Below are 22,782 nucleotides of genomic sequence, written 5' to 3' on the forward strand. Positions count from 1 at the left end.
TTTGTTAGGCTTTCATTTAGCTTTTAAAATACTACCAATTTAGAAGCAATTATATATAGAGGGCCACAAGGCATTCTTTTAAGTTTTAGTGATTATGTGTTTATCAATATATTGTCGCTACGACACAGGTGCTAAGTAGTTTTATTTGTTTAAGTTAAGAAATATCTTTCGCTTTTCTTTAGATCAAAAGTGTACAGTTATTTACAACTTTAAACAAATTATTAACTTACGTAATTAGATTTAGCTATTCTTAGCCTTTTTCTTTCGTCTCCACTTATTAAATCCGGTGATTCCTAAAACAAGAATAAGAAACGGAATAAAATAAGAGGTTCGTTCGCCAGAGCCACTAACGGTTGTGAAAATTCTATCCCAACGGAATTTCCAATTTTTAACACCATCATTTATACCATCGATGCTCATCCAAATGAATACGGGTTTTCCAATCACGTGATTGTAGGGTACAAATCCCCATGCTCTCGCATCAATTGAATTGTGGCGATTATCACCCATCATCCAATAATAATCTTGTTTGAATGTGTACGATGTTGTAGGCTGATTATTAATAAAAATTTGTTCACCTCTGGTTACAACTTGATTACCTTCATATTCTGAAATAGCACGCTTGTAAATCGAAATATTATCCATATTTAACTTCACTGTAGCGCCGGCTTTGGGAATCCAGAGTGGGCCAAAAAAGTTCGTATTCCAATTGTGTTTTAAATCGTGAGGAAATGTATTAGAATCTCTTATGCCTTCATCTTCAGCATGAAAAGTTAAGGATGTTATATTAGGGTGTATCTCAGCTTGTTTTGCTGCTTCAGGCGTTGCTTGTACAACAAAAGTTTCGCGTTGTTGGTTATAGCCAATACCATCTGTAATATCATATTTTTTTAGAATAGGCTTCACTTTTTGAGTGAGCTCATACATAGAGTTTGCAGTGATGTTGTTAAATTCAATATCATAAGAAAATTGAACTCTGGCTCTTTCTGGCAATACATTTTGTTTACCATTAATATAAACGACTCCATTTTTAATCTCAAGTGTATCGCCAGGAATACCAACACAACGTTTAACCAAGTTAGTTTTCTTATCAATTGGTTTGTAATAATTACGGTCTGGGGTAAATTGATTCATATCCACCAACGTATCTGCTGGTTGTCCAAAAACCACAATATCATTCCGTTCTATCTTTTCAAAACCAGGCAACCTAAAATAAGGGAGTTGCAGTTTGTTCATCCAAGAGGTATTACGTTCTTCATAATGATCGTTAAATAAATATGATTTTGATTTTATAACGGGAATAGTATCGTGTACCATAGGTGCAGCTACAGTAGTCATTGGTAATCTTGCCCCGTAGTGTACTTTACTTACAATAAGAAAATCACCAACAAGCAATGATTTTTCTAATGATGACGACGGAATAACAAATGGTTGAAAGAAATACGTATGAACAATAGTTGCAGCTACAATGGCGAATAGGATAGAAGTTATCCATTCTCCAGTAGATGTTTTTGGTGTTAATTTTCGGTCTTCAATATAATTAACATCTGTCATATAATTAAGGTAATACAGATAAAATCCTAAGGTAACGATGCATAATAGGGCATCAACTTTACTGTCTTTTCCAAAAGCACGTGCGGTTTCTACCCAAGCAGCAGGAATCATAATTAAGTTAACAATAGGTAAAAACATAATGATTACCCACCACCACGGACGCGAAATAATTTTCATTAAAATCACAGCATTGTATATTGGTACAAATGCTTCCCAAGCTTGTCTGCCTGCTTTAATGTATAATTTCCATGTGCCTAAGCCATGGATAACTTGTAATACGAGTAAAAAGATAAACCACTGTGTCCAGCTCATAATTTTATATTTTGTCTTGTGTGTAACACCTTATAAATTTCAAAATGTTTAGCCAACTAACTTGAAGTTTAATTGGTAAAGGTGTAAATTATTTCAGTTTGTTCTAATAGTTGGCAAATTAACCAATGTTTAACACATCTTTCATGCTAAATACACCTTTTTTATCTTTTATCCATTCGGCTGCAATTACAGCGCCTAAAGCAAAACCTTGTCTGCTATGTGCGGTATGTTTAATACTTATTGAATCTACTTCAGAATTATAAGTGATTTCATGAGTGCCAGGAACGTGTTCTATACGTTTAGCTTCAATATGAATTTCATTGGTTTTCGGTTGGTCTAAGGTCCAGTTGGTATAATCGGTATACTCTATAATTTGTTCTGCTAAAGTAATCGCTGTACCGCTTGGAGCATCTAATTTTTTGGTATGATGGATTTCTTCAAGTTCGGTTGTATATTCAGGGAAACCAGCCATTAATTGACTTAATTTCTTATTGAGTTCAAAAAACAGATTGACGCCTAAACTAAAGTTTGAAGCATATAAAAACGTTCCTTTTTTCGCTTCACAATAATCTAAAATCTCATTGTACTGATCTAACCATCCTGTTGTACCTGATATTACAGGGACTCCAGCATCTAAAGCTTTTTTTATATTAGACACGGCAGCTGTTGGAATACTAAAATCTATAGCGACATCGGTGTCTTTAAAGTTATAGTTTGCGTTAGCATCAGCTATTTTCAAGGTAATACTATGGTTTCTATTTAGCGCAATTGCTTCAATACTTTTGCCCATTCGGCCATAACCCAGTAAAGCTATTTTCATTTCTCTCTATTTTGTGATATGTTTTTTGGCTTAAAATTTAAAATTTAGTGTTAAGCCTAAATCTGAAGTGTTTTCCATTTCATTATATTGGTAATGTGGACTTAAACTTAGGTTTTCGTCAACATTGAACTGTAATAAATGTGCATCTACATTAGCATCAATAATATTTAATGCATATAGCCCAAGGGTTATTAAGAGTGACATTTCCTTGTTTCGGTTAAACTGCTGTTGGGCTCTCACAAGACCGTCGTCTGATATTAAACCATAAAACTCATCATCTTTAAAACCTGCTAAACGACTCTTGTAGGCATCTCTGTAGCGATTGTATTGCTTGTTGTTTCTCACATAGAAATAGACACCAGTACCAATAGCGCCCCAAACAATAGGAATTTTCCAATACCTTTTGTTGTAAGCTTGACCTAAACCAGGAAGCACTGCGGAATAAAAGGCTGCTTTAGAGGGTCTTAAAGGGTCGATTTCTTTTTTTACCAAAGTTTCATTGGCTATGATAGGAGTTTCTTCAATAGCAATACTTGTGCTGTCTTTTTCGGTTTGAGAAAATGAAAGTAGCACTGAAAACAAACCCAGTAAAAGACAATAGAACCCCTTATTTGTCACGTTGTACTAGTTTTTTTAAACGGTTGAAATCTTCTTCAGAATGAAAAGGAATAGTGATTTTTCCACTACCATTTTTAGCCACTTTAACATCGATTTTATGACCAAAATAATCTGAAAAATCTTTAACGCCTTTTTTGATGTTTTTTGAAATTTCAGTAATTGGTTTTTCTGTTTTTTCAGTAGGAGGTGTGTCTTCTGTTAATTGTTTTACCAATTGTTCAGTCGCTCTAACTGATAATTTATTACTGATGATTTTTTCGTAAATGTCGAGTTGATCAACCTGACCTTCAATATTCACCATTGCTCTTCCGTGACCCATGCTAATAAAGCCATCGCGAATACCGGTTTGAATAATTGGGTCTAACTTTAATAAGCGTAAATAGTTGGCAATTGTTGAACGTTTTTTACCCACACGCTCGCTCATTTGCTCCTGGGTTAAATCTATTTCGTCAATTAAACGTTGGTAGGATAATGCAATTTCAATGGCATCTAAATCTTGGCGTTGAATGTTCTCAACCAAGGCCATTTCTAAAGACTCTTGATCATTTGCAATCCTAATATACGCAGGTATGGATTCTAAACCAATTAATTTTGAAGCTCTAAAACGTCGTTCACCAGACACCAATTGGTAATTGTTGAAAGCTAATTTTCTAACGGTTATTGGTTGAATCACTCCAAGCTCGCGAATTGAAGAGGCGAGTTCTTTTAAGGTTTCTTCATTAAAATTTGTTCGAGGTTGAAATGGGTTTACATCGATACTATCAATATCGAGTTCCACAATATTACCGACGACTTTATCTGCATTTTTGTCTTCTGCAGAATTGATTTCGTTTTCAGGATCTTTTAATAAAGCCGATAATCCTCTACCTAATGCTTGTTTTTTTGTTGCTTTCGCCATTACGATTCATTTTTCTTAATCAGCTCTTTTGCTAAGTTCAAATAATTAACAGCACCTTTGCTGCTTACATCATAGTTTATAATACTTTCACCATAACTTGGTGCTTCACCTAAACGGACATTACGTTGAATAATGGTATCAAAAACCATTTCACTAAAGTGTTTTTGCACTTCTTCTACCACTTGATTAGAAAGGCGTAAACGCGAGTCAAACATGGTGAGTAACATGCCTTCTATATCTAACGTTTCATTATGGATTTTCTGTACACTTTTAATAGTATTTAACAATTTGCCTAAACCTTCAAGCGCAAAATATTCACATTGAATAGGAATAATTACCGAGTCGGCCGCTGTTAAAGCATTTAATGTTAACAGACCTAAAGAGGGCGCACAGTCAATTAAAATATAATCATAGTCTGATTTTAAACTGGTAATTGCTTTTTTAAGCATATACTCACGTTCTTCTTTATCTACCAATTCAATCTCGATGGCCACAAGATCGATGTGAGCCGGAATCACATCTACGTTTGGAGCATTAGATGCTAAAATAGCATCTTTTGCATCAGCAGAATGCTCTATTAATTGATATGAACCTATTTCAATAGTTTCTACATCAATCCCTAAACCAGAACTTGCGTTGGCTTGTGGATCGGCATCTATAAGTAAGACTTTTTTTTCTAAAGCTCCTAGTGAAGCCGCAAGATTTACAGAGGTTGTTGTCTTACCAACACCTCCTTTTTGATTTGCTATTGCAATGATTTTACCCATTAAATGATTTGGTTATATATAAGGGCTTAAAATTACGATTATTTACGACTTTAGAAAATTGAAGTTGTTAACAGTTATATAAAAAAACAACCTTCAAAAAATAATTAAGAAGGTTGCTTTTTAAATTAGGGTTAAATTTTATTTTTCTGGGTTATGAATCCCTGTGATATAACCTTGTGTTAAGTATTTCTTAGCAGCTGCATGTAAATCTTTTACAGTTAAACTGTTTACAGCCTCTTCAAATTTTAAAATGTTTTTAGCATCTTTTTTTAGGTAATCGGCATTTTTAAGCGCTCTTAACCAATAACGATTTGTTTTAATATCTTCCTTATGGTCTAAGATTTGCGCTTTTTTTACTTTATCTAAATCTGTTTCTGTTGGGCCATCTTTAATTAAAATATCAACTTCCTTCATTGTAGCAGCAATGAGTTTATCTACATTTTCTGGGCCGCAAGGGAAGCTAATGTTGAAGCTAAACCAATCATAAGGCATATTGCTTATTCTTGCATTTGCACCAGCTCCATAAACGCCACCTTCTTCTTCACGAAGTTTTTCAATAAGTTTAATAGATAAAACTTCAGCTAAACTACTTAAAGCTTGGGCTTCTTTTTTGTCATACTGTGTTGGGCCATGGTAGGTTATTCTAACAGAGCTTTTTTCATCTTCGCCTTTTTCAATAACTTTTTTATGTGAGCCTGTTAAAGGTCTAAAGTCACTTACTTTATAGGTTTCATTGCTACCTAAGCTAGGTAAGCTTGCTAAGTACGTTTCGCAATAGTCCACTAATTTATCTTCATCGATATTACCTACAAAGTAAAAATGAAAGTCACCTGCATCTGCAAAGCGCTCTTTATATTTTTCATAAGCTAAATTATAATCGGCGTTATCCATATCTTCTGCAGAAGGAAAGCCTGTGTATCTCGGGTTTTCACCATACATAAACTCAGACATTTTATCTTGAAAATAAAATTGTGGGCTCGACAATAAATTACCTAAAAACGCTTTTTGTTTGTCAGCAAAACTTTTAAAAGCCTCTTCGTCTTTGTTTAATGCTGTAAAATGAAGGTTTGTTAACTGAAATAGGGTTTCTAAGTCTTTAGGTGTAGTGTTTCCTGATAGACCTTCGCTATAAGTACCAATCGACAATCTTACATTGGCAATTTTTCCAGACATCATTTTACTTAGTTCAATTTTATCAAAACCATTAATGCCAGCTTCGTTTAATCCCCCATTTGCATTGGTTGTTGCAATATAATCTTCATCACTATATAAAGAAGTGCCTCCATAACTAAACGCATCAAATAATATTTCATCATTTTTAAAGTCAGTCTTCTTATAAGTTACCGTAGCACCATTGCTCAAAGTAAGCGTGGTTGTTCCAAGTTCCTCATCTGTTTTAGACGCTTTAACGCTACCTTTAGTAGGCATTTCTGTCATTAAAGAACTAGCAACAGCTTTATCTTCGTAAGGTTTTAATTCCTTTGCGTTAACGGAATCTAATAGTTCAAGTACTTGTGCTTCTGTCGCTTTTTCTAAGTTGTCTTTTTCTGGTCCGGTGAGGACAACAACACGATTATCTTCTTTAAGATAAGTTGTAATTAGGGCATTGACTTCTTCGAGAGAGATGGTTGGTAATTGTGAATTCATAAAATCGAAACGCCAATCCATACTCGGTATCGGGCTTTGCTCTAAAAAGTTGTTAATGTATCGTCCAACAATTCTTTCAGACTCCATTTTATCACGATCCTTGTAAGCACGTTCCATATTAGCAAGAATGTCTTTTTTTGCGCGGTCAAACTCACCTTCAAAAAAACCATGCTGACGTACACGTTCGTTTTCTGTAAGAAGTGTTTTTAAAGCGTCTAATTGACCTTCTGGACTTGTCATTGCAAAAGATTGAAACGCATTTTTAGTACGAGCAAAAGTACCGCCGTAATAGGTGTATCCGTATACAAAAGGTGGATTAGCTCCATTTCTAATTTCATCTAAACGGTTATTAATCATTTGTGAAAATAAATTTTCTACCATAGATTTTCTGTAGTCGGCATAAGTTTCATCTGGTTTAGAGTCCACTTTGTCCTTAAACATTAATTGTACATTAGCAAAAGGAGCTTCTTTGTCTGACTCAATAGCGACAAACGTTTCTTTGTGGTTTGGTAAATCGAAAGATGGTCTAGGTCTTGGGTTGTCTGGATTTTTTATATGTCCAAAATGAGCTTTTATTTTTGCTTCGAGTGTAGCTTCATCAATATCACCAACGGCAACAACCGACATTAAGTTTGGTCGGTACCAGTCGTTGTAAAATCGTTTTAAACTTTCATATTTAAAAGTCTCAATACTTTCTTTTGTGCCAATAGGAAGGCGTTCTGCATATTTAGAACCATGCATTACTTTAGGTAAATATTTTTGCATCATACGCTCGTTTGCACCTTTACCTAAACGATATTCTTCTAAAACAACACCGCGTTCTTTGTCAATTTCTTCATCGGTTAATAGGGCATTGTGCGCCCAATCTTCAATGATTTGAAAACCTTGTTCTAGTTTTTCCGGGTCGTCGCTGGGAATAGGGAGGATGTAAACCGTTTGGTCAAAGCTGGTATAAGCATTAAGGTGTGCTCCAAATTTTACGCCAATACTCTGAAGATAATCTACTAATTCATTTTTTTCGAAGTTTTTAGTCCCATTAAAACACATGTGCTCCATAAAATGAGCTAATCCTAATTGGTCATCGTCTTCTAAAATAGAACCAGCATTTACTACAAGTCTTAATTCTACTTTGTTTTCGGGTTTAGGGTTGTTTTGAATGTAATAAGTTAAGCCATTGTCTAACGTTCCTGTTTTTACATTGGGATCTGTGGGAATCGGATCAGAAGGATTAAACGAAATTTTCGATTCTACGGATTTAACAGCTACTTGGGCATTTAATGGTAATGCAATAACTGAGCACAGTAGTAGTACTGTACTGAATAGTAATTTTCTCATTGATTGATGGGTTTAATAAATTAAGGTTAATTATTAAATTTTCTGTAATTTAAATATTATATCTTAATTTCTAAAGGATTATGGCTTTTTTAACTAAGTAATTAGTTGAAAAATTTGTTTGGTTTGGAATTGTAACAATTTGTTTTAGTCCTTATTGGTTTTTTATTATTGATTTACAAACTCGAGGGTTTAAACGTTTTTAAACTTGGATTAGTTGCTTTGGTTTAGCTAAGGGATGGGTGAGAGCTCTGATTTTAATTCTGAAACTTATAATTTAGCCCAGTTCTAAAATTTCAGAAGCGGAATTAATCATAATGACATCTTCTTTTAATCGATTTAATTTTGAAGTTAAAGCTTAAGTTTTAAGTAACCCGTATCTTTACTAGTAGAATATTATTGCAAGCATTAAAACGGCAAAATTGAATTTATTTTGAAAATTTTTGAGGTTGAAGTATGGGGTTTAATCCATTAATAACTCTAAGATTTGAATCGCAGCATCACTAATTTTAGTGCCAGGACCAAAGACTGCTGCAGCACCTGTATCAAATAAATATTGGTAGTCTTGTTGCGGAATGACGCCACCCACAATGACCATTATATCTTCTCGTCCATATTGTTTTAGCTCATCTATAACTTGTGGTACCAGAGTTTTATGTCCCGCAGCTAATGATGAGACCCCTAAAATATGAACATCGTTTTCAACCGCTTGTTTGGCAGCTTCTTTTGGGGTCTGAAACAAGGCGCCTATATCGACATCAAAACCGACATCGGCATAACCGGTAGCAATGACTTTTGCACCTCTATCATGGCCATCTTGGCCTATTTTAGCAATCATGATACGTGGTCTTCTACCATCTTGTTCTGCAAATTTATTGGCTAATGCTTTTGCTTTTTGAAAGCTTTCGTCGTTACTTATTTCTTTACTATACACGCCTGAAAATGTTTTAATTTGTGCTTTGTAGCGTCCAAATTCGGATTCTAGCGCATTGCTTATTTCGCCTAGTGTAGCACGTTTTCTTGCGGCATCAATGGCTAGCGCTAACAGATTTTGGTTAAGGTTAGAATCTTTAGATTCCTTATTAGGATTTGAATTTACAAAAATTTTAGCTGCTTCTGTTAATTTTTCTAAAGCCTTAATTACGGCGTTTGTATCACGATTCGCTTTGATGCGATTTAAACGTTCAATTTGTTGCAAACGAACGGTTTGGTTGTCAACCTCTAGCGTGGAAATAGGGGCTTCTTGTTTTAATCGGTATTTATTGACGCCAACAATAATGTCTTTTTCAGCATCTATACGTGCCTGTTTACGTGCTGCTGCTTCTTCTATTCGTAATTTGGGGATACCGGCTTCAATAGCTTTAGTCATGCCACCTAATTCTTCAACTTCTTGAATCAATTTCCAAGCTTTATTGGTGATATCATCAGTTAACTTTTCAACATAATAACTGCCAGCCCATGGGTCTACAGTTTTGGTAATATGTGTTTCTTGTTGTAAATAAATCTGCGTATTTCTAGCAATACGAGCGGAAAAATCAGTGGGTAACGCAATGGCTTCATCTAAAGCATTGGTATGTAAACTCTGTGTGCCACCAAAAGCTGCTGCGGAGGCTTCAATGCAGGTTCGGGCAACGTTATTAAATGGGTCTTGCTCGGTTAAACTCCAGCCAGAGGTTTGGCAATGGGTTCTTAAAGCGAGTGATTTTTGATTTTTTGGATTGAACTGCTTAACTAATTTTGCCCAAAGTAAACGCGCAGCACGCATTTTGGCGATTTCCATAAAGTGATTCATCCCAATAGCCCAAAAGAAGGAGAGGCGAGGTGCAAAGGTGTCAATGTCCATACCAGCATCTAAGCCTTTTCTTATGTATTCTAAGCCGTCTGCTAAGGTGTATGCTAATTCAATATCACAAGTGGCACCAGCTTCTTGCATGTGATAGCCCGAAATACTGATACTATTAAATTTTGGCATGTTTTGGCTCGTATATTCAAAAATATCAGAAATGATTTTCATTGAAGGTGTTGGCGGATAGATGTAGGTATTTCTTACCATAAATTCTTTGAGAATATCATTTTGAATCGTTCCAGCAAGCTCTGCTGGTTGTACGCCTTGTTCTTCAGCAGCTACAATATAAAAGGCCATAATTGGTAAAACGGCACCATTCATAGTCATGGAAACCGACATTTTATCGAGTGGAATTTGGTTGAAGAGTACTTTCATATCTTCAACAGAATCTATAGCAACTCCAGCTTTACCAACATCACCTACTACACGTTCGTGATCAGAGTCGTAGCCTCGGTGTGTCGCTAAATCGAAAGCCACAGATAAGCCTTTTTGTCCTGCAGCTAAATTTCGTCTGTAAAATGCGTTGCTTTCTTCTGCGGTTGAAAAACCGGCATATTGCCTAATGGTCCAAGGTCTGCGTACATACATAGTAGAATAGGGGCCACGAAGATTTGGCGCAATACCTGCAACAAAATTTAAATGCGCTAAATCTTGACTATCTTCTTTTGAGTAGGTCGCTTTAATTTTAATGTTTTCAGCGGTTAAGAAGTCGTTTTGCTCCTTATCCTTCAGACTTCCTGCTTCGTTTTTTAAATTGATATGTTGAAGATTTTTTCTCATTTTAAGTATTAATTTCTTTTGTCACCGTATGCGATAGCTTTAATATAGGGTTGGAAATCTAGTGCTCTATTCGATTTTGTAACGATTGTAAATGTGTTTAGAAATTTTGATTCGATGTAAAATTCCCAAAATACCGAATCGTTACTGGTCGTAGTTTTTCCTCTTGAAATCATTAATTGATAATCACTATTGTTTATAAATTTGTCATCCGTAAAAGTAATTGTAGCCGATGAATCTTTTGTGTAACCTTGGAGTGAAGAATTTCTATAGTCTTTAAAATAATTCATCTCTAGGTCGTTTAGTCTAATGTGCTTTAGTTCGTTTATGATTAAAAACGCATAATGATTAGCGTCTTCCATATAAAAGTATTGTGCATTGAATGCTTCAGGGTGAACATAAGCATTTCTGTAAAAATGATTGATACTTTCTTTTAATTTTGGATGCGAAATGGTTTTTATTAGTGAATCGAATTCTTCATCATTTGTTACATAAGCACCTTTGAATTTTTTAGGTATATAATAGCTCAAATTAGAGCCTTCTGAAAAAAAGTATTCACCATCTAAATTAAGCGTATGGTCTTTTTTGGAGTTATGACAGTTAAATAGTGTGATTAATAAAATGGTTGTTATTAAAATTCTAATTGTCATAAGTATTGATTTTGTCAATAGTGTGTTTTACTCATTGTTTAATCTTTTGATTTCCAATTTTTCAGATAGTCTTTTTTCAATGATTGGTTCAATGATGGTTTTTCGTTTTTTGATTTTTAAAAATGGACTAATTTCTAAATCATTTTTCATCTGGTCAGTCATATTGGGATGTTTGTTGGTTCCTAATAAGACTAATTTTTCCGTGTCAAAATCGGCTTGTTCTTTAGCAGCACTTTCTTTAATTTTTCTTTGAATAATCCCTTCTTTTAATTGTCTTAAAAAACCACCATTAGCTTCAATGTCTTTAAAAATAAGGAGTGCTTTTTCAGCTAATTGTTGCGTTAAACTTTCAATATAATAAGCGCCATCTGCTGGATTGTTGACTTTGTCAAAATAGCTTTCATGTTTTAAAACTAAGAGTTGATTTCGCGCGATGCGTTCACCAAATTCATTTGATTTATGAAATAGAGCATCATATGCAGTATTGTTAATTACGTTTGCACCTCCTAGTATAGCACTCATACATTCGGTTGTAGTTCGGAGCATATTAACGTTATAATCGTAAATGGTTTTATTGCGTTTGCTTGGTGTGGCAATAATTCTGCAATCTGTATTTATACCATATTCTGAAGCTAGTGTTGTCCATAATAGACGTAAGGCTCTAATTTTGGCGATTTCGAAGAAATAGTTTGACCCTGTTGCGATAACGAATGTCACTTTGGCTTCATTTAGTGACTTATCTTTATTATTTTCAAAATGATTAAGATATTCATTGACATGTGCTAAACCATAAGCGAGTTGTTGAATGATGTTTGCACCAGCATTTTGATATAAGCTTAAATCGACACTTAGTTGCTGGGTAGATTTTACAATGGCTTCAAACTTAAGATGGTCGTCTTTAAGATTAGTGAACCAATTGCCTGTTTTGGCCAGTTGACCTATAATGTCATTGTGTAGTGTTATTTTAGATTTCTCTACTGACTTTTCTGTGATAACTGATAAATTTTCAGCAAAAGCTTCAGAAAGAAAAGAACACTTAATGTCAATGCTTATTTCATTTAAATTGATATTTTGAAACAAGTCTTCAATTGAAATTTTTTCAGACTCAATTTGAAATAATATGTTTTCGGCCCCACGATTAATTGCATCAAGTGCTTTTAAGTTGGCTTCTTTTGCATTGTTAACTGAAATGGATTGACAGATTTTCCAGTCTGTTGCTTTACTTTTTGTGACCTCAGGAAAGTCTTTAAATTCATCGGCATGGTAAAACGGTTTTACAGCGATACCTTCATTGCTTGTCCAGATTAGAGTTTTGTTATAGTCAGCACCATTGAGGTCAACTTGAATTTTCTGTTTCCATGCTTTAGAAGAAACAGCATTAAAATTTTTAAATAATGCTTTACCCATTTGGTTTTTATTTCGCTATACTGTCTTCGTATTCAATTATAAAAATGTCTTCATTAGACTTTTTCATGTAATAGTTTTCGCGTGCGGTACGCTCAATACCTTCGTCTGTACTTAATTGTTTAATGGCTTTGCTGTCTTTGGCCATTTCGTTTTTATAGTGTTCTTTTTGATATTCTAGTTCGTTAATATCTGTATTTAGCTCATGATGAAATAACAACGAGTGTGCATCAAAAAATAACATCCAAACCACAAAAACCACGATTACAATAGTGTAAATGTTTTTAAACGGTTTTAGATATTTGGTATTGAAAAATCCCATTAGAGTCTTTCGTTGATTATAGTTTTAACAATGTCTACAGCAACAGTGTTGTATTTGTTATTTGGAATAATGATATCAGCATATTCTTTCATTGGCTCTATAAATTGCTGATGCATTGGTTTTAAGGTGGTTTTGTAGCGTTGTAGAACTTCATTAATATCTCTGCCGCGCTCTGTGATATCTCGTTTTAAACGACGGATTAAGCGTTCGTCTGAATCGGCGTGCACAAATATTTTGATATCAAAGAGATCTCTAATTTCTGGATGTGAAAGGATTAAAATACCTTCAACAATCATTACTTTTCTAGGTTTTGTAACAATAATATCACCTGTGCGATTATGTTTTACAAACGAATAAACGGGTTGATTGATGGATTTTCCCTCTTTTAACTCCGTTAGATGTTGTTCTAAAAGTTCAAAATCGATAGATCTCGGGTGGTCAAAATTTATTTTTACACGTTCTTCAAAACTTAAGTGCGACGTGTCTTTGTAATATGAGTCTTGCGAAATTACGCCCACTTGTCCTTCTGGCAATTCTTTTAATATGGTGTTAACCACTGTTGTTTTTCCGCAGCCAGTTCCGCCTCCAATTCCTATAATGAGCATATTAATTTTGATTTGTTTGAATGCGCAAATTTAATTATTTATGTAGTAAACCATATTTATAATTTGGAAACTTTCTCAGGAGTAATAAAGTTATCAATTTCATTCCCCCAGCTATTGTTGATATAATTCATAACGTCAGCCACTTCATCGTCTAAAAGACCTAAAGGTGCCATAGTGCTATTGTAGGTGATACCATTGACTACAATTTCGCCAGACAGTCCGTGCTTAACTGCTTTAATGCTTTTAGTTTGATTTTCTCTTAAAAAATCGGAATCTGCTAAAGGTGGAAATGCTTTGGGTACACCTTTGCCGTCAGCTAAGTGACAAGTGATACACATATCATTGTAGATACTTTCACCGCGTTTAATACTCGCTTCAAGTTTTGGTTGATCTTGTTCAGTAACCTTTTGGTAGTTTGCAGCTAATTCTTTTTGTTTAGTGTTAGATTGGCATGAAACTAATACCGTTACTACAATAGAAAGCAAAACTATTTTTTTCATTTTCTAATTAATTTTACAATTCCTAAATTTTCAATTCCGACATAAATATAACCATCAGGCCCTTGATTTATACTTCTTACACGTCCCAGTCCATCTAATAAACGTTCTTCTTTAATGACTTTATTGTCTTTTAGAGTGCACATATCTAAATATTGAAATTTTAAAGATCCTATAAGAAGCTTCCCTTTCCAATCACCATATTTATCACTATCTATAAATGCCATTCCGCTTGGGGCGATTGAAGGATCCCAGTAATGAATAGGTTGTTCCATGCCTTCTTTTTCGGTAATATCTGTAAACGATGTACCACTATAGTTAACACCGTAACTTATAATTGGCCAGCCATAGTTTTTTCCCTTATTAATAATATTTATTTCATCACCACCTCTAGGACCATGTTCGTGTGTCCAAATGGCTTTAGTTTCTGGATGAAGTGTCATGCCTTGTGGATTTCTATGTCCGTAAGAATAAATGGCTGTTTTTGCATTTTTTTCATCAACAAAAGGATTGTCTTGAGGAATTGAGCCATTTGGATTAATACGATAGACTTTTCCACCATCTTTGGTGATGTCTTGAGGATTTTCGTCTCTATTACCACGATCACCTATTGTAAAGTAAAGATAGCCTGCATCGTCAAAAACTAAGCGTGAACCAAAATGTTGGCCTTTGCTTGTATCTGGTGTGGCTTTGTATAAAACACTGACATCTGTTAAGCTATTGTTATTAAGTTTTGCTCGTGCTATGGTGGTGTTTCCGCCAGAAGTTCCTTCATCTGAAGACGCATAAGAAAAATACAACCACCCGTTGTCTTTGTAATTGGGGTGTAAAATAATATCCATTAAACCACCTTGACCTCGTACATAGATTTCAGGAAGTCCAGAAATGTTTGTTTTTTCACCATCTTTAAAATGAATTAATGTTCCTGATTTTTCGGTTATTAGTATTGATTCGTCAGGGAGAAATGTAAAACCCCATGGATTATTAAGGTCGGAAACAATTATCTCGTGTGTATTTTGAGTATTTATGGGGTTTTTGTCCTGGGCACAAGCTATTGTACTTGTGAGGATTAAACCAATAACGATGTTTTTTATAGTCATGTTGAAATTGATTTATCAAAATTTAGAATTTAAAGTTAGGTAAATGTTATTGGATTCTAAAGAAAATCTCTATATTTGCAGTCCGAAAACGGGAAACCATATTTTCGGGGTGTAGCGTAGCCCGGTTATCGCGCCACGTTTGGGACGTGGAGGCCGCAGGTTCGAATCCTGCCACCCCGACTAAAAAAGCCTTGTAAGTCTTACGATTTACAAGGTTTTTTGGTTTTAAACATTTAAAAATGGCAATGAATACCATTTTTAAATTTACTTTTTAATTAGTCGATGTTGACTTACTTTTCCATTAGATTCAATTTGAACTAAATAAATACCACTTTTAAGCGATTCAATTTTAATAGCATTATTAGCATTAACCGTTTCCGAAAGTACTAATTTACCAAGCATATTATACACACTAACATTTACGCTCTCTACAGTTTTAAAATATAGTTGGTTAGATGCTGGATTTGGATAAATACTAATGGTTTCAATATGGTCATCTTCAATACCTAATACTTGTTGATTGATAACACCAACGCCATCTAAATCAAAGCCACTTGAATAAAATGGTGTTGTAAAAGGGTCATTGATGGCATTGCCAAAACTATCGTATGTGGCATAAGCAGGGTCAATACTACCGACAACATCAATAATCTTAACGTGTGTAATATTGTTTTTGTCTAACAGTGCATCGTCTTCTAAATCAGCTAAGTCAAATGGGGTTCCAAAAAGTGCTCTATATTTTCCTGCTAGATTATTGATGTAGGTGGGATCTATAGTATCAAAACCACCGACTTGAGTATCGGTTTGTGTCTCGCTGTGTGATGGAAACCTAAAATAGTTAACACCATCAGAACTCACTTCTACAAAAGCCAATTCGAGAAAAGTGTCGCTAAACCCGTTTTCAAAAACAGCAAAATCAAAACCATCACCATCAGCAATCGGGGTTTCAAAGGTTAGGATGGCTTGTCCGGCATCACCTAAACTAACAGCATTATTGCTTGCTTCGCCAAGTGCCTCAACGGAGAGTCCATAGGAAGCATAATTACTACCCTCATGTTCTGTTAAAGGATTTGAAATATCGATAAGCCCACGTTGCAGTATAATGCCGTTTGCCCAAGCTACAAAATCAGGACTGTTAGCAGGAATAGCAGTAGAACCAGGTTGTTCTGCTGCAGGTGCATAACTTTGTGCCTGAAGAATAAAGCCAGAACATAAAAAGAGTAGTATTGCCTTTATCATTTCACGATTAATTTTAGGGTTGATGTATTTTGATTTAACTCAATAGTGACTAAATAAATTCCGCTTTCAATGCCATCTAAAGCTATAGGTTGCGTCTTAGTGTATTTAACGTCTTTTACTAATTTTCCAGAAATATCATGCATTTTTACACGTGCATTTTCTGTAAGGTTGAGGTTAAAGCTTGTTTTTGCAGGATTAGGAAATAAAGTGACGTTTTCAAATGCATAATCATTAACATTCAAAGTGCTACTGTTATTTTGATAAACACCGTTTGGAAGTGCTCCCACGGTATATTCTGTGGAGTAATTTCCTGTTTCGTCGTAAACATAAACTTTTCCTGAGTTACTGTAGTCAACAGCATCTAATAAATAGAGTTTATCGTCTATTTTTTCAAAGCCATAAGGGATTAATGCACTATTATCAGAATTAAATGCCGTAGTTGGAAGTGTGGTAGCATTTAATGCCATTTTAAAAATATCACCATTTAAAACATAAAATAAATCGGTTTCGTCTACGGTTAAGAAACTAGGATGTTCTGAAGTTTCAAAGTTGAATACGACTTCGTTATCATAATCTAATAAGTCTATTTTATGAAGACTTCCTGTAGTTTCATTACCTGTCCATGATGGTTTTCCGCTAGAAAGAACATAAAGATAGTCGTCGTCAACTTTTATAGTAGACGGTACATCACCAACCGTAATAGTTTCAACAGCATTAGTTGCTAAATCAATGACAGAAATTGTATTACCATGACTGTAACCACCTTGTTGTGCAACATATAATTTTCCGTCTTTTTCTACGATTTCTTCCGGACCTTCAGCTACTGCAATTGTTTCAGTAATGGTATTAGTTTCTAAATCGATAACAGCGACATAATCATCTTCAGTATCTATAGGATCTCCCCAATTAGTTACATAGCCATAGCCATTGTAAAACGCAATATTTCGAGGGGAGCTAATCTGGTCAGTAATACTCGCTACAAAGGCAAAGGTCGTAGCATTTATTACCTTTACTTCATTGCTACCGTTAAGCACAACGTAAGCATAATCGCCATTAAAGCCCATACCTTGTGCTGTATTTCCTAATTCCATTTCAGGATTTTGAGTAGAGAAAACATCATTCTCTAAGGTGCCTTGGGTATCAATAGATGAAAGTGAAGCCGAATTAGTACCGTATAAGCCTTCATTTAAAATAAAAATACCTTCAGAATAATCTTGTGCATAAGTGGAAGCAGAGATCAGTACTGCAGTTAAGATGTAAAGTGTTTTTTTGTAATAGTTTTTCATAATATAATTGTGTTTGATTGTTTATAAATTATTAAAATAAAATGCGTTAGGAATTATTTGAACTGAAAATTGATTTTGTAAGTCGCCATTTAAACTATAAAGTAAAGCGTCGCCGTTAGAAACATAGTCTTTGGCGTCAGCAATATAGATTGTGTTTTCATAAATTTCAAAGGCATAAAGGATTGCAACACCATCTGCTGAAGGTGAAAATGTTGAATCTTGCGGAAGCTGAAAATCAGCAATACTAATTGTATATACATCATTGTCTAATGTGTAATACAAGTTTTCATTGGCTAAGTCTAAAAACCGTGGGTGTTGCCCAGATGAAAAATCTAGTGTGGTAATTTCATTTGTGTTTGATAGATTTATTTTAAAGAGTTTAGCAAGTGTTTCTTCACCTGTCCATGATGCTTTTCCTGAGCATATGACATAAAGTGAACCATTATATATCACCATGTCATCTGGGACATCTGCTACAGGAATACTCGACTGAACACTTTGTGATGCGATATCAATGACACTTATGGTATTGCCATAGCCATAACCACCTTTGTGAGTGACGTAAAGCTTACCGTTATTTAACAGTATTTTTTCAGGGCCCTCAGCAACTGGAATTTTAGTTTCGACAAGATTTGTATCTAAATTTAAAACAGCAACATAATCATCATTAACGTCATTAGGGTCGCCCCAATCGGTAATATAGCCTTTGTTACCACTAAACTCAATATATCTAGGGTTAATAAGCAAATCGCTTACGGTGGCGATATATTCAAACGTGTAGCGATTAACCACTTCTACGGTAGCCGAGTTGTTGACCACAACATAGGCATTTTCTCCATTGAATCCCATACTTTGTGCTGTGTCTCCAAGTCCCATAGCGTTAACATTAGTATAGATTGAATTATAAACTTCACCTGTTTGATCTAAAAATGATACCGATGCATTAGAATAACCAAAGCCACCTTCATTTAGAATAAAAATACCATCGGTATAATCGCCTGTTAGAGGCAGTTCAGTGGTAGGGTCATCTCTGTCATCACTGGTACACGAGGTCATAATGAGTAGTGACAATACAAATAAACTTGTGAGCTTGTAAAAGTTTCTTTTCATGATTTAAAATTTTAAATGGAGGTAAAGGTTGAAATTCCGACCCGGCATTGGGCGTTTGAGAACGCTTTCATAAGATTCGTTCCAAAAGTTTAGTGCCTGAGCGCCAATTTTGTAATTGCGGTTTTTGCCTAAGGTATATTCAGCCCCTAAATTAGCAACCATGTAACTGTCTAAAATATGTTCGGTAGCATGGTCTGTGGTCGTAAATACTTCATCGTTATTGAGGTATTGGTAATAAGCTGAAAGTCTTTTGTAATTATAACCTACAGAAAAGGTGAATTTGTAATAAGGCACATAAATCAGCTGTTTGCCGGTTTCTTTGTTTTGAGAGACGGTATAAGCAAAGGTCCCTGAGCCAGTGAATTGATGATTTCCAAATGATTTTTGAAACGTAACAACAGATTCTAAGCCATAAATTTCAACTTTATTCGTGTTTTCTGGTCTAAAAATACCAGCACTATCAGGCACCCAACGCAATAAGTTTTCTACATAATTATAGTAGCCTGTTACAGCTATATTGAGGTTTTTGAAATTGAAATTATTGCTAACCTCACCTTGGTAAGATTCTTCTGGTCTTAAATCTTCATTGCCTACACCTTGCCAATACAAGTCGTTATAGGTTGGTATTCTAAAGTTTTTAGAGGTATTAACTTTTAACTGATAGAAGTCATTCAGTTTTGTACTAAACCCTGCGGAATACAATAGTGGATTACCGTATTCTTCATTGGTTTCTTGGCGCAACCCTAATTCATAAAGAAATCTTTCTGAAAGCACATGTTTAAAACTCACTAATGCGGCTGATAAATTGCGTGTTTCTGCTGCGATATCAGAACCACGACCGTCATTGTGTGTGTAGTTGACTCCTGTGGTCAATAGCATTTTATTAGAAAGGGCAAAGTCTAGTCCGTATTTAGCAATAAAACTAGTGACTTTTCCGTAGGTGTAATAGTCATTATTAACATTGGCAAAATAACGGTATTCTTCTGTGGTTGTAGCGACTTTTAAATTTGATTTAAACCGTCTAAAATCACTTTGCCACTCTATTAAAGAACGTGTGTTGAAGTCTGTATATTTCGTTTTTAATGCATTGGGTGTTGGTACCGAAAAATTCCGTCGACCATCATAAACATTAGCAAATAATTTAAGTGTGTTGTTTGTGTTTAATTTACTAGCTGCAGCAAAACTGATGTTTGTATTGTGGTATTGTCCGTTTATATTAATCCGGTCTGTTTCGGGATACGAATAATCGTTATCAGATGCATTTCTAGCCATGCCTAAAAGCATGCTGAATTTTTTAGATGAATAATTAGTTTGGTAATCAATACCGTAGGTGTTAAACTCGCCATAATTAGCAAAAAGTTCATTGTGAAAACCTTTGTTAAAGCCGAGTTCATTGACTAGGTTTATAGCACCTCCGATAGCTCCACTACCATCGGCAACACTAGAGCCGCCGGGTTTTATTTCTATTTTGTTGTAGCCACGTGTATTAATGGTGTTAAAATCGGTTTGCCCAGTGGTTTGTGAGTTAATATTAATGCCGTTCCAAAGTACAGCGGTTTGTGACGCAGTTGTGCCACGGAAGGATGGCGAAGATACCATACCGAGACCATTCTCCTTAAAATAAACGGTACTATTAAAGTTAAGAAAATTAGTTAGTGACGCTTGATTTTGTTTTAGCACGCTATCCTTAACAACAGTTACATTTCTTGTGTAGGTTGAATCTTTAAGTTGGTAGGCTACCAAATACACCTCTCGCAATGCCGTTATAGAGTCGGTTTGTGAGTGAAGCATAGAACAAAAACCTATGCAAAATAGTATGGTGCATAAAACATATTTCATAAAACCCGATGCTTTTTACCCGAAAGCCGCTGTGTTAATTACTGATAAAAATTGGCAGGTCTCCTGACTCGTGTCCGACTAATGTTCCTTCCCACTCTAAACGAGCAGTGGATATGTGAAGTTATTCATTAGTGGCATCCCAAACGGGACAAAACTTACAGTTGCGGGAACAGTTCAGGATTATTAAGTTAGTGACTATTTTACCTGATTCCCTTTTAATTGTATCTATAATTTTATAGATGTAAACCAATAAAGTGTAAAGGTAAATAATTGTATTCTAATTTGTACTGAAATTGCTTATTAATTAGGTTGTATTTTTTCGATTTTTTAGACCAAAAGAATGTTGTTTGAAGATGATGAGTAAATCAGTTTTTGTTTATAGAGTATACTTTCTGATGTTAACAATAATCAGCTTATTATTGTGGATTTCGCATTGAAAAATTATGGATTTAAAATTCAACCCTAACTACAAGATTTGTAAATACAAATACAAATACAAGACTAATGCTATTGAAAAAGAGTTTCAACGGATTGTTCAGATTTAAAGAAAATGATTACTTATTATTATCTGCTTTCAGAATTTGAACACGCTTATCAAGTGTTTTTAAATGGCGCTAAAGAAAAGCACTGAAAATTATTGTTTTTAATGATTAATTGTAACTTAAACGATAAAAAAAAACCGAAGATTTATGTCTTCGGCTTTTTATATTTCTTGAGAGTTGTATTATTCCACAATTTTTATATCCACAGAAGTCCTGCTTTGCCAACCGGTCTCATCGGTTACGGAATAAGCGCAATGGTAATCACCTGTATCCACATCATTAGGAATAGTGATTTCTATATTAATCTCGTAAGTTGTTAGTCCATCTTCAATATTAAAATTTTCAATATACATTAATGGGTTTACGGCTACTTTTATAGGATCTGTTTCGCAATACACATCTTGGTCATCATGGGTGTGATGGTCAAAGTTGTGGTGAAGATCTAAACTATAGGATGCTAATGCTTGATTGTCTGAAACCTGAGCTCTAAATATGTAGGTTTCTCCTTTAACTAGTTGCTCACATGCTTGTGGAAAACCACCATCATAATTAATGGTAATAGTAGGTCTTTGTTCGTCAATGTCCGAGCTATCATCACTAGAACAAGAAGTAACCAGTATTGTAAAAAATAAAAAGCTAACATATTTTGATAGCACTCTCATTTTTTTTGGATTTAAAAACTTAGTCATTTTTTTTTTTTTTTTTGAAATAATTTGTCAGATTGAAAGCAGTCGAAATACATTAGTAATTAATACTATAAGTTTTTCAACTGCGCTCAAAATGACATAGGGTACATTTTAATAACCTGTAAATTAGTATTTAGGATGCTGTAATATCGATATGTGTTTCGTATGATGTGGTATTACCGTCTTCATCTTCAACAGTAAATGTAACATGATACTCTCCAACAGGTGCTGTTGCAGGAACGTCAATATGTTCATGGAATTCTACTTCAGTTAAATCATGGTAGCCTTCTGAGAATACATATTCTTGATCCCATTCTACGTCTCCTTCTCCTAAAGGAAGATCATGTCCGTGAACATCAACTGTAATTTCATGAATACCATTAAGAGCATTGATCATAAATTCAGCATGAAAATCATCACCTCTTACAGCAGTTTCGCTAACGCCGAATTCGCTAAGTGTAATATAGTCTAAAATTTCTAAATGGCCCTCAATTTCAGTGCTGTTTCCAAGTTCATCAATAACCACTAATTCAATATGGTATTCACCAGCTGGGATATCGGTTGGGACATCAACATGCTCATGAAATGTAGGATTAATGACTTGGTAATTACTACCTGTATATTCTTGGAAAAAATCCCACTCAACTTCACCTTCAGCAAGTGGTAAATCGTGTGCATGTATAGAAAGTGTAATGCTGCTCACTACAGACTCAGCATAAATTTCAGCTTCCAAATGAATATCTGAGCCTTTATAAGCCACTTGTTCTGTAGAATGTGCGCTACCTTCTCCGTATTCAAAACCAGTTATTTCTGGTGCATCAACACTAGAGGAACCGTTGTCGTCATCGCTGCTACATGAGTTTAAAAGAATGCCAAAAAAAGCAATAAATGCTAAGAGTTTAAAATTTGATTTCATAAAATTTGTTTTAAT

At 34.7% G+C, this 22,782-nt stretch carries 19 protein-coding genes, 1 tRNA gene and 1 riboswitch; of the genes, 1 reads left to right on the forward strand and 19 read right to left on the reverse strand.

Translation table 11 applies throughout. The features are described 5' to 3' along the window. Nucleotides 1-240: 240 nt before the first annotated feature. The 13 genes from lepB to HM982_RS04720 all read right to left on the reverse strand — a co-directional run bounded on the left by lepB (nucleotide 241) and on the right by HM982_RS04720 (nucleotide 15,149). On the reverse strand, nucleotides 241-1,866 hold the full coding sequence (lepB, locus tag HM982_RS04660; RefSeq protein WP_179351947.1) for a signal peptidase I: 1,626 nt from the start codon (nucleotides 1,864-1,866) through the stop codon (nucleotides 241-243). Between the two features lie 118 nt (nucleotides 1,867-1,984). Further along, complete coding sequence (dapB, locus tag HM982_RS04665; protein ID WP_179351948.1) at nucleotides 1,985-2,686, reverse strand: 4-hydroxy-tetrahydrodipicolinate reductase; 702 nt, start codon at nucleotides 2,684-2,686, stop codon at nucleotides 1,985-1,987. Between the two features lie 30 nt (nucleotides 2,687-2,716). After that, nucleotides 2,717-3,304 (reverse strand): DUF5683 domain-containing protein, encoded by a 588-nt coding sequence (locus tag HM982_RS04670; protein WP_179351949.1) that lies wholly within the window; start codon nucleotides 3,302-3,304, stop codon nucleotides 2,717-2,719. Further along, on the reverse strand, nucleotides 3,294-4,202 hold the full coding sequence (locus HM982_RS04675; protein ID WP_179351950.1) for a ParB/RepB/Spo0J family partition protein: 909 nt from the start codon (nucleotides 4,200-4,202) through the stop codon (nucleotides 3,294-3,296). The genes HM982_RS04670 and HM982_RS04675 overlap by 11 nt, the downstream gene beginning before the upstream one ends. Beyond that, on the reverse strand, nucleotides 4,202-4,969 hold the full coding sequence (locus tag HM982_RS04680; protein WP_179351951.1) for a ParA family protein: 768 nt from the start codon (nucleotides 4,967-4,969) through the stop codon (nucleotides 4,202-4,204). The genes HM982_RS04675 and HM982_RS04680 overlap by 1 nt, the downstream gene beginning before the upstream one ends. Before the next feature lie 138 nt (nucleotides 4,970-5,107). Then, nucleotides 5,108-7,951 carry a M16 family metallopeptidase gene (locus tag HM982_RS04685; RefSeq protein WP_179351952.1) on the reverse strand — a complete coding sequence of 948 codons (2,844 nt, stop codon included), beginning with the start codon at nucleotides 7,949-7,951 and terminating at the stop codon, nucleotides 5,108-5,110. A 460-nt stretch (nucleotides 7,952-8,411) separates the two neighbouring features. Further along, nucleotides 8,412-10,574: a methylmalonyl-CoA mutase gene (gene scpA, locus HM982_RS04690; RefSeq protein ID WP_179351953.1), complete on the reverse strand. Its 2,163-nt coding sequence runs from the start codon at nucleotides 10,572-10,574 to the stop codon at nucleotides 8,412-8,414. A gap of 8 nt (nucleotides 10,575-10,582) precedes the next feature. Beyond that, on the reverse strand, nucleotides 10,583-11,221 hold the full coding sequence (locus HM982_RS04695; protein WP_179351954.1) for a hypothetical protein: 639 nt from the start codon (nucleotides 11,219-11,221) through the stop codon (nucleotides 10,583-10,585). 27 nt (nucleotides 11,222-11,248) lie between these two features. Further along, the gene (locus HM982_RS04700; protein ID WP_179351955.1) at nucleotides 11,249-12,628 is read right to left on the reverse strand and encodes a methylmalonyl-CoA mutase subunit beta; all 1,380 of its coding nucleotides are present in this window, start codon (nucleotides 12,626-12,628) and stop codon (nucleotides 11,249-11,251) included. A 7-nt stretch (nucleotides 12,629-12,635) separates the two neighbouring features. After that, the gene (locus HM982_RS04705) at nucleotides 12,636-12,947 is read right to left on the reverse strand and encodes an FtsB family cell division protein (RefSeq protein ID WP_179351956.1); all 312 of its coding nucleotides are present in this window, start codon (nucleotides 12,945-12,947) and stop codon (nucleotides 12,636-12,638) included. After that, on the reverse strand, nucleotides 12,947-13,552 hold the full coding sequence (gene udk, locus HM982_RS04710) for a uridine kinase (protein WP_179351957.1): 606 nt from the start codon (nucleotides 13,550-13,552) through the stop codon (nucleotides 12,947-12,949). The genes HM982_RS04705 and udk overlap by 1 nt, the downstream gene beginning before the upstream one ends. Before the next feature lie 56 nt (nucleotides 13,553-13,608). Beyond that, nucleotides 13,609-14,052, reverse strand: a complete 444-nt coding sequence (locus tag HM982_RS04715) for a c-type cytochrome (protein ID WP_179351958.1) — start codon at nucleotides 14,050-14,052, stop codon at nucleotides 13,609-13,611. After that, a complete protein-coding gene (locus HM982_RS04720; RefSeq protein ID WP_179351959.1) occupies nucleotides 14,049-15,149 on the reverse strand; it encodes a PQQ-dependent sugar dehydrogenase in 1,101 nt (366 codons plus the stop codon). Before HM982_RS04720 ends, HM982_RS04715 begins: the two co-directional genes overlap by 4 nt. A gap of 105 nt (nucleotides 15,150-15,254) precedes the next feature. On the opposite strand from HM982_RS04720, the gene HM982_RS04725 reads away from it, so the two are divergent. Further along, nucleotides 15,255-15,329, forward strand: a tRNA-Pro gene (locus HM982_RS04725). Nucleotides 15,330-15,413: 84 nt separating this feature from the next. Here HM982_RS04725 and HM982_RS04730 read toward each other — a convergent pair. The 6 genes from HM982_RS04730 to HM982_RS04755 all read right to left on the reverse strand — a co-directional run bounded on the left by HM982_RS04730 (nucleotide 15,414) and on the right by HM982_RS04755 (nucleotide 22,767). Continuing rightward, on the reverse strand, nucleotides 15,414-16,388 hold the full coding sequence (locus HM982_RS04730; protein ID WP_179351960.1) for a T9SS type A sorting domain-containing protein: 975 nt from the start codon (nucleotides 16,386-16,388) through the stop codon (nucleotides 15,414-15,416). After that, the gene (locus tag HM982_RS04735) at nucleotides 16,385-17,674 is read right to left on the reverse strand and encodes a YncE family protein (RefSeq protein WP_179351961.1); all 1,290 of its coding nucleotides are present in this window, start codon (nucleotides 17,672-17,674) and stop codon (nucleotides 16,385-16,387) included. Before HM982_RS04735 ends, HM982_RS04730 begins: the two co-directional genes overlap by 4 nt. Before the next feature lie 21 nt (nucleotides 17,675-17,695). After that, the gene (locus HM982_RS04740; protein WP_179351962.1) at nucleotides 17,696-18,784 is read right to left on the reverse strand and encodes a YncE family protein; all 1,089 of its coding nucleotides are present in this window, start codon (nucleotides 18,782-18,784) and stop codon (nucleotides 17,696-17,698) included. A 3-nt stretch (nucleotides 18,785-18,787) separates the two neighbouring features. Continuing rightward, nucleotides 18,788-20,623, reverse strand: coding sequence for a TonB-dependent receptor plug domain-containing protein (locus tag HM982_RS04745; protein WP_179351963.1), 1,836 nt, complete (start codon nucleotides 20,621-20,623; stop codon nucleotides 18,788-18,790). 36 nt (nucleotides 20,624-20,659) lie between these two features. Continuing rightward, nucleotides 20,660-20,889, reverse strand: a riboswitch (cobalamin riboswitch). Between the two features lie 458 nt (nucleotides 20,890-21,347). Further along, nucleotides 21,348-21,854, reverse strand: a complete 507-nt coding sequence (locus HM982_RS04750; protein ID WP_246296568.1) for a DUF4625 domain-containing protein — start codon at nucleotides 21,852-21,854, stop codon at nucleotides 21,348-21,350. A 130-nt stretch (nucleotides 21,855-21,984) separates the two neighbouring features. After that, nucleotides 21,985-22,767 (reverse strand): DUF4625 domain-containing protein, encoded by a 783-nt coding sequence (locus tag HM982_RS04755; RefSeq protein WP_179351964.1) that lies wholly within the window; start codon nucleotides 22,765-22,767, stop codon nucleotides 21,985-21,987. Nucleotides 22,768-22,782 lie beyond the last annotated feature (15 nt).

It is taken from the genome of Winogradskyella vidalii (assembly GCF_013403955.1).
Classification (GTDB): domain Bacteria; phylum Bacteroidota; class Bacteroidia; order Flavobacteriales; family Flavobacteriaceae; genus Winogradskyella; species Winogradskyella vidalii.

Excerpts from the sequence above, each read along its gene's own strand:
- lepB (WP_179351947.1), bottom strand. The coding sequence starts at position 1,866 with ATGAGCTGGACACAGTGGTTTATCTTTTTACTCGTATTACAAGTTATC.
- dapB (WP_179351948.1), bottom strand. The coding sequence starts at position 2,686 with ATGAAAATAGCTTTACTGGGTTATGGCCGAATGGGCAAAAGTATTGAA.
- HM982_RS04675 (WP_179351950.1), bottom strand. The coding sequence starts at position 4,202 with ATGGCGAAAGCAACAAAAAAACAAGCATTAGGTAGAGGATTATCGGCT.
- HM982_RS04680 (WP_179351951.1), bottom strand. The coding sequence starts at position 4,969 with ATGGGTAAAATCATTGCAATAGCAAATCAAAAAGGAGGTGTTGGTAAG.
- HM982_RS04685 (WP_179351952.1), bottom strand. The coding sequence starts at position 7,951 with ATGAGAAAATTACTATTCAGTACAGTACTACTACTGTGCTCAGTTATT.
- scpA (WP_179351953.1), bottom strand. The coding sequence starts at position 10,574 with ATGAGAAAAAATCTTCAACATATCAATTTAAAAAACGAAGCAGGAAGT.
- HM982_RS04695 (WP_179351954.1), bottom strand. The coding sequence starts at position 11,221 with ATGACAATTAGAATTTTAATAACAACCATTTTATTAATCACACTATTT.
- HM982_RS04700 (WP_179351955.1), bottom strand. The coding sequence starts at position 12,628 with ATGGGTAAAGCATTATTTAAAAATTTTAATGCTGTTTCTTCTAAAGCA.
- HM982_RS04705 (WP_179351956.1), bottom strand. The coding sequence starts at position 12,947 with ATGGGATTTTTCAATACCAAATATCTAAAACCGTTTAAAAACATTTAC.
- udk (WP_179351957.1), bottom strand. The coding sequence starts at position 13,552 with ATGCTCATTATAGGAATTGGAGGCGGAACTGGCTGCGGAAAAACAACA.
- HM982_RS04715 (WP_179351958.1), bottom strand. The coding sequence starts at position 14,052 with ATGAAAAAAATAGTTTTGCTTTCTATTGTAGTAACGGTATTAGTTTCA.
- HM982_RS04720 (WP_179351959.1), bottom strand. The coding sequence starts at position 15,149 with ATGACTATAAAAAACATCGTTATTGGTTTAATCCTCACAAGTACAATA.
- HM982_RS04730 (WP_179351960.1), bottom strand. The coding sequence starts at position 16,388 with ATGATAAAGGCAATACTACTCTTTTTATGTTCTGGCTTTATTCTTCAG.
- HM982_RS04735 (WP_179351961.1), bottom strand. The coding sequence starts at position 17,674 with ATGAAAAACTATTACAAAAAAACACTTTACATCTTAACTGCAGTACTG.
- HM982_RS04740 (WP_179351962.1), bottom strand. The coding sequence starts at position 18,784 with ATGAAAAGAAACTTTTACAAGCTCACAAGTTTATTTGTATTGTCACTA.
- HM982_RS04745 (WP_179351963.1), bottom strand. The coding sequence starts at position 20,623 with ATGAAATATGTTTTATGCACCATACTATTTTGCATAGGTTTTTGTTCT.
- HM982_RS04750 (WP_246296568.1), bottom strand. The coding sequence starts at position 21,854 with ATGACTAAGTTTTTAAATCCAAAAAAAATGAGAGTGCTATCAAAATAT.
- HM982_RS04755 (WP_179351964.1), bottom strand. The coding sequence starts at position 22,767 with ATGAAATCAAATTTTAAACTCTTAGCATTTATTGCTTTTTTTGGCATT.